The 12,213-nt window shown below is 36.9% G+C and carries 8 protein-coding genes; 5 read left to right on the forward strand and 3 right to left on the reverse strand.

What is annotated here, in order from left to right:
* The first annotated feature begins 316 nt into the window (after positions 1-316).
* Entirely contained in the window at positions 317-1,873 is a 1,557-nt protein-coding gene (locus tag K6G87_RS17300) for an ABC-F family ATP-binding cassette domain-containing protein (RefSeq protein WP_296840052.1), read from the forward strand.
* A 147-nt stretch (positions 1,874-2,020) separates the two neighbouring features.
* Here K6G87_RS17300 and K6G87_RS17305 read toward each other — a convergent pair whose 3' ends face one another.
* Positions 2,021-3,109, reverse strand: a complete 1,089-nt coding sequence (locus K6G87_RS17305) for a peroxiredoxin (RefSeq protein ID WP_296840054.1) — start codon at positions 3,107-3,109, stop codon at positions 2,021-2,023.
* A gap of 557 nt (positions 3,110-3,666) precedes the next feature.
* Between K6G87_RS17305 and K6G87_RS17310 the strand changes: the two genes are divergently transcribed.
* Positions 3,667-4,443 carry an SDR family NAD(P)-dependent oxidoreductase gene (locus tag K6G87_RS17310; protein ID WP_296840057.1) on the forward strand — a complete coding sequence of 259 codons (777 nt, stop codon included), beginning with the start codon at positions 3,667-3,669 and terminating at the stop codon, positions 4,441-4,443.
* A gap of 276 nt (positions 4,444-4,719) precedes the next feature.
* The gene (locus tag K6G87_RS17315) at positions 4,720-5,955 is read left to right on the forward strand and encodes a hypothetical protein (RefSeq protein ID WP_296840059.1); all 1,236 of its coding nucleotides are present in this window, start codon (positions 4,720-4,722) and stop codon (positions 5,953-5,955) included.
* A gap of 157 nt (positions 5,956-6,112) precedes the next feature.
* On the opposite strand, the gene K6G87_RS17320 is transcribed toward K6G87_RS17315, so the two are convergent.
* Together K6G87_RS17320 and K6G87_RS17325 are read right to left on the reverse strand one after the other, a co-directional pair.
* Positions 6,113-7,108, reverse strand: a complete 996-nt coding sequence (locus K6G87_RS17320; protein ID WP_296840061.1) for a helix-turn-helix domain-containing protein — start codon at positions 7,106-7,108, stop codon at positions 6,113-6,115.
* Positions 7,109-7,626: 518 nt separating this feature from the next.
* Complete coding sequence (locus K6G87_RS17325; RefSeq protein WP_296840064.1) at positions 7,627-8,994, reverse strand: hypothetical protein; 1,368 nt, start codon at positions 8,992-8,994, stop codon at positions 7,627-7,629.
* Positions 8,995-9,476: 482 nt separating this feature from the next.
* Here K6G87_RS17325 and K6G87_RS17330 point away from each other — a divergent pair, with 482 nt between their 5' ends.
* Both K6G87_RS17330 and K6G87_RS17335 read left to right on the forward strand, forming a co-directional pair.
* The gene (locus tag K6G87_RS17330) at positions 9,477-11,252 is read left to right on the forward strand and encodes a glycoside hydrolase family 13 protein (RefSeq protein ID WP_296840066.1); all 1,776 of its coding nucleotides are present in this window, start codon (positions 9,477-9,479) and stop codon (positions 11,250-11,252) included.
* 247 nt (positions 11,253-11,499) lie between these two features.
* Positions 11,500-12,111 (forward strand): hypothetical protein, encoded by a 612-nt coding sequence (locus K6G87_RS17335; RefSeq protein WP_296840068.1) that lies wholly within the window; start codon positions 11,500-11,502, stop codon positions 12,109-12,111.
* Positions 12,112-12,213 lie beyond the last annotated feature (102 nt).

Genomic DNA, 12,213 nt, shown 5'->3' on the forward strand with positions numbered 1-12,213 from the left:
TCGCCAAGACCAAGGGCATAATAGAGCGCAAGAAAATACATCGCTCTCCCATTGCCCTCCTGCGCCAGAGAAAGAAATATTTCAAAAGCTTCTTTTACATTACCTTTAATAAACATCTCTTCTGCATTTTTCATATCCAAATTTTACCACAATCTTGCATAATAGTCATAATTTAGATATTATAGACAGGCAAATTTATTTCCATCAAAGGATAAGCTAAATATCACATAAAATCTTGAATATGATATTCAAGAATGTTCCAAAGCTATATACCAAAGGCTTATTCCTCTGATATCACAAATTGAGGTTACTTTTAATGAGTATTTTAAATGTTGAACACTTGTCTCATGGTTTTGGTGACAGAGCTATATTTGAAGATGTGTCATTCAGACTTTTAAAGGGAGAACATATCGGACTTGTAGGTGCTAACGGCGAAGGTAAGTCTACTTTCATGAATATCATCACAGGCTCTCTTATGCCAGATGAAGGTAAGGTTGAATGGTCCAAGAATGTTAAAGCAGGCTACCTTGACCAGCATGCAGTTCTTGAAAACGGCATGACAATAGGAAGCGTGCTTCACAGCGCCTTCGATTCACTCTATCAGACAGAGCAGCACATACAAGAGCTTTATGAAAAAATGGCTGAAGTTGATGAAGCTACAATGACAGAATACCTTGATGAAGCAGGAATGCTGCAGGAATATCTTACAAACCATGATTTCTATATGATAGATGCTAAGGTTGAAGAGGTAGCAAGGGCTCTTGGATTATTAGAGCTTGGCCTTGATAAAGATGTTACAGAGCTTTCCGGCGGCCAGAGAACTAAAGTTCTTCTTGGTAAGCTTCTTTTGGAAAAACCTGACATCCTCCTTCTCGATGAGCCTACCAACTACCTTGATGTTGAACATATAAACTGGCTTCAGCGCTATCTTCAGGAATATGAGAATGCATTTATTCTTATTTCCCATGATATTCCTTTCCTTAATAGCGTCATCAACATCATCTATCACATGGAAGGCTGTAAACTCTCCCGCTATGTAGGTGACTACGATCACTTCCAGGAAGTATATGAGATGCAGAAAGCCCAGAATGAAGCAGCTTATAAGAGACAGCAGCAGGAAATCGCCCAGCTCAAAGACTTTGTTGCAAGGAACAAGGCTCGTGTATCAACAAGAAACATGGCTATGTCCAGACAAAAGAAGCTTGATAAGATGGACCTTATCCAGAAAGCTGCCGAAAAGCCTAAGCCGGAATTCAACTTCCTTACAGCAAGAACACCTGGAAAGTATCTCTTTAAGACCAAGGATCTTATCATTGGATATGACTCACCTTTGTCCAAAGAGCTTAATCTTGAAATGGAACGCGGCGGCAAGATCGTCCTTACAGGTGCCAACGGTATTGGTAAATCAACTCTTTTAAAGAGCATCCTTGGTATTATAAAACCTCTTCAGGGCTCTGTTGTACTTGGAGATTATCTTGAGATTGGATATTTCGAGCAGGAAACCGATCCTAATATACAGACCACCTGCCTTGAAGAAATCTGGGAAGAATTCCCAGGATTTAACCAGTATGAGGTACGTTCAGCACTCGCAAAATGCGGACTTACATCAGACCACATAGAGAGCAAGGTTAAGGTTTTATCAGGAGGTGAACAGGCCAAAGTAAGACTTTGTAAGCTTATAAATCACCCCTCAAACCTTCTGGTACTCGACGAGCCTACAAACCATCTTGATGTTGATGCCAAAGAAGAGCTTCAAAGAGCTCTCAAGGAATATCCAGGAAGTATCCTTATGGTATGTCATGAGCCTGATTTCTATCAGCCTTTTGCAACTCAGGTTTGGAACTGCGCTGAATGGACAACTAAGACAATATAATAAATGTCACAATATTGTGAAGCAAACTCCCCGGCAGAACCGGGGAGTTTATTATTTCTAATTGTTTTCTATTGTTACTTAATAATAGGCTTTTGTTGTTACTTATAATAGGCTTTTATTGTTACTTATAATTGGTTTCTGTTAGATTTACGCTTTGTCCTTGCCATGCTTAGGAACTCCACAAGCCATATCAGGCATATTCATAGCCTTTTCATACTCTTTCTCAGGTTCAATCAAAGCTTCTCCAAATTCTTTATGAGCAGCAAACCATTTTACAGAATATGAACAGGTAAGCTCAGCCTTTTTGCCCTCTTTAATAAGTTTTTGAGCCATTTGTTTGGTAAGTTTACCAGCTATACCCTGACCTCTTAATGATTCATCTACAACAGTATGAGTAACTTCAACTTTACCGGGCTCAAATTCTGGGAATTCTATATATGCAATTTTTTTCCCAGTATTATCTTCCATCCAGATTTCGCCATCAGATTCTTTAAAATCAGTATTATCTTCCATCAAGATTTCGCCATCAGATTCTTTATAATCAGTATTACTATTAAAATCTGTATCACTACTATCCTTTATTGCAGTAAGATACCACTCATATGGAATCAGGTCGTCTTTGCCTTTAATTCTGTCAGAAGCTTCTTCAAGTGTAAGAGGAGATCCCATAAGCACATCATCTCCGGGAGTCCAGTCTACCGGCGTAGAAACATTATCTTTATCATGCTTTTGAAGGGCTTTTATAATTCTTATTATCTCATCTATGTTTCTACCTGTAGACATGGGATAATAGAGAATAGTTCTGACTATAGACTCAGGATCTATTATAAATACGGCTCTTATAGTCTGGGTCTTGGCAACAGTCTGAAGCATTCCATACATCTTAGCCACATTCATGCTTATATCAGCAACTATAGGGAACGGTATAGAGACCTTACCCTCACCTTTCCAGTCAATATTCTCTATATTCTTAACCCAGGCAAGATGTGAGTGAAGTGAGTCTATTGAAAGTCCTAAAAGCTCTGTGTTTAAAGCTTTGAATTCATCATTCCTTTTGGCAAAAGCAATAAACTCTGTTGTACAAACAGGAGTAAAATCAGCAGGATGTGAAAAGAAAACAACCCACTTTCCTTTGTAATCATCAGGAAAATTAATTTTCCCTTTTGTAGTAATACTTCTGAATGATGGAGCTGTATCTCCTATCATCGGCATTCTTGTAATCCTTTCTTCTTCCATATTCGACCTCATAGGTGAAACTTTATTAATTATAAGTTAAATAGTTACCGGTTCCCTTATCAGATCATATAAAAAAGTCATCTGTGCGATTCATTATCCCATCTGGTTTCAGCCAAGATGCTCATATATGCCTGACTTATCTTAATTATACTAAAAAAATATATGTAAAACATCCAATCGTTTGTTTTTATATCTGACTTTTTAAGGGCGGTACAACAGCAAACCTTATATCTTTTACTTTTTATCATTTCTTCTTTTATATAATATGATATCATTTTTAGTTAGCTAATGCTAACATTTACTTAGATTTATTATTTTTTCAAGTTATAAAAATTTATAACTTCATTTTTCCAGATAATTCCATAAAAAAAATCAATAAAAAGGGTATTGTTAGTTATGGCTAACTCGTTTATAATCTCTTTAATTGCATTTGGTCCAAGTACAATTAAAAATTATAGAATAATATTTCTAAAAATGTATTGCATACAATTTATTTCTGTGATATATTGTACTAAATCAATTGCACACAATCGTTTCAAAAGAAAGGATGTATATATATGAATAACAATATTTTTGATCTTTCAGGAAGAGTAGCTTTAGTAACAGGATGTTCAACAGGTCTTGGTGTTCAGATGGCTAAGGCTCTGGCTCGTCAGGGCGCTTCTATCGTAGCACTTGCAAGACGTCAGGAGCTTATCGATCAGGTAGCCAAGGAAATCCATGATGAATATGGTGTCGATACATATGCAGTAAGATGCGATATAACAGATACAGAGATGGTTGAGAAGGCTGTAGATCAGGTGTTGGAGCATTTTGGAAGAATCGATATTCTTATCAATAACGCTGGAACAGGTGCAGTTGCTCCTGCTGAAGATATAACAGATGAACAGTTCTCAAACGAACTTAATATAGACCTTTTCGGAACCTTCAAGGTTGCAAGAGCTGTAGCCAAGAAAGCTATGATTCCTGCTAAATACGGAAGAATTATAAATATAGCTTCAATGTATGGACTTGTTGGTAATAAGATTGCTCCTTCTTCTCCATATCATGCTGCCAAGGGCGGTGTTGTAAATCTCACAAGAGCCCTTGCAGGTGAATGGGGTAAATACGGAATTACCGTTAATTCTATCTGCCCAGGCTACTTCTACACACCACTTACAGAAGAGACTCTTAATTCAGATTTCTTCAAGGAATATGCTAAGTCAGCTATCCCTATGGAAAGATACGGTGTTGAGGGTGAGCTTGATGCTGCTGCCTGCTTCCTTGCATCACCTGCAGCCAGCTATGTATCAGGTATAGCACTTCCTGTAGATGGCGGATACACAAGCATGTAATTACTATAGATAGTAAATATCTATTTTTTTCATAGACTGCCAATAGTCAGACATATCATCTGACCTATTGGCAGTTTTTTATAACGATGTAGCCAGAATCCCCATTATCTTTAGAAAATGGGTAGTAAACATGCATTTCATACCAATTTTTTGTCGTTTTGCGAAAAAAAATCACATTTTAATTTAAAGGCTGATACAATGATAAAGATGCTTACTATGACAATTCGTGCATTTAAGCTATAATGACTATCTATGTTTTTAAAGGAGAGGTATGATATGAAATTCAAGCATTTAATGGCATGTTCACTTATGATAAGCGCTGTAACACTCACAGGCTGCTCATCGGGAACCCCAGATATAAGTCTTTCTTCTGACGAAGAATCGAGCGTAGAAACTGAAGAAAATACTGATCAAGATAAGACTGCTGAAGATGATTCTGATTCAGAAGCTTCTACTTCAGAAGATTCAGAAAATGATTCTGAAGAATCAAAAAAGTCTTCAGATGCCGAAAATGATTCAAGCACTAAAGATCAGGATGATAATGAAAAAACTGAACGTGATTCCAACGACCTGTTACAAGCATTCTTGGATGACGAAATCGAAGCAATCGAAGTAAGCGAAGATGGATCAGAAAGTTCATTTAAATATTCAGATCTTCCACATGATGAAGATGACTGGGAATGCTACTACTATGATGATGACAGCTTTGTAGACCTTGATAATGATAGTGAAGAAGAACTTATTGTATATGGTCCTTACGGCGGAATCTTCTTTGATGTAAGAGATAATAATGTATATGTCCTTGCTACAGGTGATGGAACAGCTTCATATCTAAGTTATGCAGAATATAAGGGCCTTACCTACATAGTTCATTCAGATACGTCTCATGGTGGCAGAAGCATTCACCTTTTTGACCGCTATGAAGATGGAGAAATCGTAGAATCTTTTGACCTGTCTGCAGAATATTACGATAGTGAATACGACGAATATGACCAGAACAGCGATTTTACTTTTAATGGTGAGTCAATCACTATGGAAGAATATGAAGCTCTGTGCAAAGAGATATTCGGTACTAAGACTAAAGCTGAAAGAATGAAAGACAGCGCCGAATACGAAGCTGAAAACTTTGATTATAGCGCCGATAAAATTGTAAATGACGGCTCAGCTGAATTCTATGAAAAAGTTAATGAACTTGCCGGAGATTACTATTATCCGGAAGATAGTGATGGTCTTTCAGGAACATTTTCTATAATCCAAAACAGTGACAATGACTATAGCTTTAACGACTATTATACAAGCGGCGATTACAGATTTCTTTCATCATCAAGTGATATTGAATATTTCATAGGTGATAGCATATGTCTTAAATACCCTGAAACTGTTTACTCAGATGGCGAAGCTGTATTTGCCTACTATGTGTTCACTTTCCATGACAGCTATGTTCATGTCTATCTTGCAGACGAGAACTATGAGAATCTTGAATACCTTTATACAGGATATATCAGCTATTAATATAGGTGGTTTTATAACCCCGCACCCGAAATCAAGATAACAAGATAATCCACCACCTAAAGGTGATGGATTATCTTGATCATCTTTGATCTTCGATTATTGTTCTTTTATGATCTTCGATTCTTGTTCTTCTTTGATCTTTGATTCTTTTTGATTGTTAATCTTCTTTTGCGAGTACCTTTATGATACCTGCTAATGCACCAAAAAGAACTGCAGATACAGGCCAGATAATCCATGTAAATTCCCATTTCATGGTAATAAAGCTCCATGCCAAATATATACCCACAATTATGCACCAGTATATACCAGATACTTTGCTGATCTTATTATTTACCCTTTTATTAGAAGGCGTATATCCATCCTGTTGAAGCAGCATATTATAAGAATCCATAACCTGACTTGCCCTGACGATCATATTAACACCAACTGATACTATAGCAAGCAATAATGCAACCATTATCGGCATAATATATTCTTCATTTGTAGAACTCACAAATATTCCCATAGCCACAACAGGGATAACGCATAGTATGCACAAAATAACCCCTCCTGCTACTAAAAGAGTATATTTCTTTTCATATCTGTTCTTCTTATCTTCTACTAGACCATCGATGCCATAGGCTGTTTCAATAATTTCTTTTTCCAGAAATTCATACTTCTCTGATCCTCTGTTAACATATATAAATATGAATACCGCTATTGCTACAAGCACAAGAAGAACTGAAACACCAATAGCTGCGGCAATGTTTTCGGTTATAAGACCTTTAGCAGATAGCCCTGCCATAGTTAATAGTGTTACCGGGGAAAAGATACATAATGATACACCAAATGACATCCATGGCGCATTCTTTTGTGCCCTGTCCATAAAATCGGTAGCTTCTTCCATGCTTACCTTTCTTATATTTTCATTAGAAGGATACGCATCCTCTACCACCAGTTCTGAAGATAAGTTGTCAATATTATCTTTCAGAAGATAATCGGTGCTTACGCTGAATATTTCAGCCATCTTGAGTATTCTGTTAAGATCAGGTGTGGACTGTGCACTCTCCCATTTTGAAACAGATTGTCTGGAAACTTCAAGCTTATCTGCAAGTTCTTCCTGAGACCATCCAAGTTTTTTTCTTTCATTGATAATCTTATCTGCGAGTATCATTTTAATTCCTCCGTATTTTTTGTTTTATGTTTTGGTATGTCTAAAGATTACAAAAAATACCGATTGCAATCTATAAAGACGACTTGGAAATCTGTCAACTGGTAGTTGCAACTGAGTAAATATGCGGGTTGCAGGCCTTATTAAAGACATTAACATACTATATATGTTTATGTCTATATCTATGTTTATGCCTACATCTATATATGTCTATGTCTATGTCTATGTCTATGTCTATGTCTATGTCTATGTCTATGAAAAATTATAGTAAAAAATAGGGCAATAAAAAAGACAATTCATCCGCCACCTATGATCATGTAACACAGGTGGGGATAAATTGTCTTATGAATTGCCTTATTAACCGCGAATGCTTGAGGATATTATGTGAAATCCCTATCGCCTAAAGCTAATGGTTTTTCTGACTATACCCTATATATCTTTACAAACTCTATCAAAGTATATGTATCATTTCTATAACATTCTAATCGGTAAAAGCTTTTTAGTTGATGATCTATTCACAATTAAGAATTCATCTTGCCATCAACATACTTGAAGCCATAAAACTTGGTTTCAGGCTCTTCAATTCTTGATTCGCCGAGTACTGTTCCATCAGCCTGAGCTGTTCTTGCAGGAATTACGAAGTTCTCCTGTGAATGGCCATTAGCTGCATCAATATAGTTAACATTGATTGTAAGATCAGGGCGCTTATCAATCTCTTCAATTACGAAATCTGCAAAGCTTACATACTCGCCTGCATCGATATCTACTGTAGAACCATAAGCTGCTGTTCTGATAGCTTCTGCAGCATTAAGATTGAACTGATAGTAATCATTAACAGGTGCTACTGTTGATACCTCAGAAGATGTAGCTACACTGCTTGCATCTACTACAGCAATAACGCTTTCATCTTCACTAACTGATGGCTCTTCACCAGGCTGTGCAGGCTCAACTACAACCTGCTTTTTTACTGCATCGTATTTTATAAGATAGATGTTACCATAGTTCTGATAAGATACGGAATACTCTGTACCATCAATTCGTCTATGATTCTGTGATTTTTTTAGTGTGATTTTTACAGTCCATGTCCCATTATCTGCATCATATGTAAGATCAACTTTATCAATAGGATCGAATACACCAAAATTAGGATCCACATATGCAACTGCACTTTCAGGATCATCACATCCCTGAGCTACAGGCACTGTAACAGCTGCTTCTATATTTTCACCTTCAAGCACTGAAGTATTAGTTGAGTTTAAAGTCACAAAATATATAGTTCCTTCAGCAGACTCTTCATCAGCTTCAAGTGGTACTTTACTACTTGACTCAGTATAAGATACAATCTCAGTTCTTCCCTCAAGTACATCTCCCTCCTCGAGTGAAGAATCTGTAATGGTTATATGTGCTTCTCCTGCTGCTATAGGTTCAAGAGGTTCTTCACCTTCTTCTATATCTTTAGCATATTCTGTTGGTGTCTTCTGAGTTTCCGGATCAGTGTAACACTCTCCAGTATGGATTTCCTCCCCAGATTCTTTAGCAAACCTGTTGATATCAGATTCTTTATACTCTTCATAAACCGCTGTTTCAGATTCTGTCTGCGCTTCATCTGGATTTCCAAGAATCTCTTTTTCATTTTCTGTAGCGGCCTGCTCATCAATAGTTACTACTACTGTACCCTGCTGATCTCCATTATTCTGCTCTTCTACAACTGGCTGTTGATTTTCTTCTACAGGAGTTTGATTTCCTTCATCAACAGGATTTTCCTCAACGACAGGTGTCTGATTCCCTTCATCTTCAGCAGCAAGTGCTGTCATTGATCCTCCAAAAGTCATAGTCATGACTGTTGTAGCAACCATAAGTTTCTTTAAAATTGCTGTTCTGTTACTCATATTTCCTCCAATAAAAATAGTTACTATGTCAGTCGTGTTTTTTATCATCCCTGACACGAATGGTTCTATTTTATATGTATCAAAATTTATTTGTTGATTTTCCGACGAAATGACATTTTTATTGGATGAACTGCATTTTGCAATCATTTTAATTTAATTATTTGAAATATCTATTAGATAATATGAGATTTTGCAAGGATTAAAGATTTTGCAAAGATTATATATTTTGCAAGGATTATAGTCTTTATAATGATGTGGCCGGAAAAAACATTACTTTTGATGATGGGGAGTTCATATTTAGCTATTGATTTTATATTCATTCTAGTGTATATTATTTCCAACGGAAAACGTTTTCCGTAGCTTGGAATTTTATTTAAACAATGATCAAAAGTATATTTTTAACAGCATTATTCAGTAGCTTCTTTTGCTACGGATATTAAAATAAGAAACTTGTAATCAGATAGCACAATTGGAGGATTTAAATGAATTTAGGAGCAATATATCACCGCACATCAGACCAGTACTGCTACAGCCTTGATACTAACAGTCTTATAATCAATATTAAGACCGGATATGACATAGACCATGTTTATATCATTCATGGCGATCCTTATGCAGCCGGTATTATGGGCGGCAATGAAAAATGGGATGGGCAGCGTAAGGAAATCTGTTTTAAAAAGAATCTCAAAGATCACATATGGTGGACTACTACTCTTTTCCCAGAATATAAAAGATGTAAATACTACTTTGAGCTACATTCAGGCGACGAATGTATGTACTACTTCGAGGATGGATTTTATTCCAAAGACGAGATGAATCAGGATGGCAAGGCGCTGTCTTATTTTATCATGCCATGGATGAATCCTTGCGATGTGTTCACGACTCCTTCCTGGGTCAATGATACTGTATGGTTTCAGATATTCCCGGAAAGATTCTGTAATGGAGATAAGTCGCTTGATCCTGAAGGGGTACTTCCCTGGGAGTACAAAGAGACCGGATTTAAAGATTTCTACGGCGGAGATATAAAAGGTATACGTGATAAGATTCCATATCTTAAGGAACTAGGTATAACAGGAATCTATCTTAATCCTGTATTTGAATCTAAATCCAATCACAAATACAACACTAAAGATTACAAAAAGGTCGACAGCCATTTTGGTAGTAATGAAGATCTTCGCGCCCTTATCGATGAGGCTCACGCAGCAGGAATCCGTGTTATGCTTGATGCAGTCTTCAACCACACAGGATCTGATCATCCAATGTGGCTTGACGTTCTTGAACATGGCCAGGATTCTAAATATGCAAGCTGGTATATGGTCAATAAATGGCCTGTTGATATGGGGCATGATACAAGAGATGGACGCTTTTATTCTTTTGCCTTTGCAGAGCATATGCCAAAGCTTGATACCAATAATCCTGAAGTCCAGGACTACCTCCTTGATATTATAAGATTCTGGATCGATACTTTTGATATAGATGGCCTTAGATTTGATGTTGGTAATGAGATATCTCATTCTTTTTTAAGAGCCGTAAGATATATGACCAAGCGCATGAAGGATGATTTCTATCTTCTTGGAGAAATCTGGCATGATTCCATCACATGGCTTCGAGGAGATGAATATGATGCAGTCATGAACTACCCCCTTGCTAATGCCATATCAGATTTCTGGATTTACAAGAACAGAGATAAAAGCTCATTTGAATATGACATCAACAGATGTTTTACCATGTACTACTCACAGGTCAATGATGTCCTTTTCAATCTGCTTGATTCGCACGATACCAACAGACTTCTTAATAAAGTCGGCGGTGATATTGATGTCTTTTATCAGCAGCTTGCAATTCTATTTACAATGCCGGGAAGTCCTTGTATTTATTACGGAACTGAAGTTGCCATGGATGGAGGCTTTGATCCCGACTGCCGCAGATGCATGCCTTGGGATGCGATAGATAAAGGCCTTAAGGACAAAGAGCTGTCCACAATGAAGGCTCTTATATCTATGAGAAGAAATACTCCAGCCTGCAAGAGCAGAAACTTTCACTTCCCAAATGATATTGAAAAAGCCCGCGTTATCTCATATCTTAAGCTTGATGAAGCTGGAACTATCGCTGTATACCTCAACTGCGAGGATACTGAAGCAGCTATTCCGCTTCCTGAAGGATCCGAGATCCTCTTTGCACGAAAGTGGAATAAGCCTTCCGAAAATGCAGAAGAAGGTAAACTGGATAGTAAGGGCGTGCTGATTATTAAGCTATGAATTCTTGAATATAAATAACAGAAACGCGCATTTACTGCGTGTTTCGTGATTCAGTGAATCGGTTGGTAATAGAGCCTTCACCGAAGGTGAACTCAAATGGCTCTATTACTACATTCTTGAACTTTATGTTCAAGAATACATGATTTAGCTATTCTTGCAGGTACTGTTATGGTATGATTGTTTAAGGTTTTCGGGCAATTTGAATTGACAAAAAAAGAAAGGACTTGGCATAAGCCATATTAAGAAGATGAGTAACGTTACAAATAACAAAGATATTAATGAGCGTCTGACTTTTGTCAGAGATGAAATAGCTAAAATCCTTGAAGCTGAGAAAGAGGATTCATTTTTTGCTGAAGCTGCAAAGCTTGCTAAACTGCAGTTTGAAACATTAGATAAGCTTAACGATGGTTCATTCTACAACCTTAATGCAGATGAAATGCAGGCCAATAATGATGCACTCTACAGCTGGAAGAGTGAGAGCAGTTATGAGAACTCTTTTGTAAATCCTGCAAAGGCTGTTGAGCAGTATGGTGATAAGGGACAGGCTATTGCTTTTCTTGCAGATAAGCTTGTATTTGGAAATACACATATCTTTAACGGAAAAATAGAAAGATTTGTTATTTCATTAGAGCTTTTCCTTGAAATATACAGTCTTTATAAAAACGGAGCAGCTGTAGAAGAGTGGAATAAGGCTATTAAAGAGCATCAGACACAGATAATTGACCTTATTGCAAAAGACGCGATTTTTAAACAGTATGATCCTGAAAATCATAAACTTTGCTGTCCTAATCTCATTCTCAGAAACAGGAAGGCCATACAGATACAAGAACCTGTAATCACCATCTTTTACATGCTCTAATATCTCAGAAACTTTATGATTTTCAGGATCATACTGTTTAAAAATCGCGTCTTTTGCAATAAGATCAATTATCTGTGTCTGATGCTCTTTAATAGCCTTATT

The organism is Butyrivibrio sp., from assembly GCF_024699075.1.

Excerpts from the sequence above, each read along its gene's own strand:
- K6G87_RS17300 (WP_296840052.1), top strand. The coding sequence starts at position 317 with ATGAGTATTTTAAATGTTGAACACTTGTCTCATGGTTTTGGTGACAGA.
- K6G87_RS17305 (WP_296840054.1), bottom strand. The coding sequence starts at position 3,109 with ATGGAAGAAGAAAGGATTACAAGAATGCCGATGATAGGAGATACAGCT.
- K6G87_RS17310 (WP_296840057.1), top strand. The coding sequence starts at position 3,667 with ATGAATAACAATATTTTTGATCTTTCAGGAAGAGTAGCTTTAGTAACA.
- K6G87_RS17315 (WP_296840059.1), top strand. The coding sequence starts at position 4,720 with ATGAAATTCAAGCATTTAATGGCATGTTCACTTATGATAAGCGCTGTA.
- K6G87_RS17320 (WP_296840061.1), bottom strand. The coding sequence starts at position 7,108 with ATGATACTCGCAGATAAGATTATCAATGAAAGAAAAAAACTTGGATGG.
- K6G87_RS17325 (WP_296840064.1), bottom strand. The coding sequence starts at position 8,994 with ATGAGTAACAGAACAGCAATTTTAAAGAAACTTATGGTTGCTACAACA.
- K6G87_RS17330 (WP_296840066.1), top strand. The coding sequence starts at position 9,477 with ATGAATTTAGGAGCAATATATCACCGCACATCAGACCAGTACTGCTAC.
- K6G87_RS17335 (WP_296840068.1), top strand. The coding sequence starts at position 11,500 with ATGAGTAACGTTACAAATAACAAAGATATTAATGAGCGTCTGACTTTT.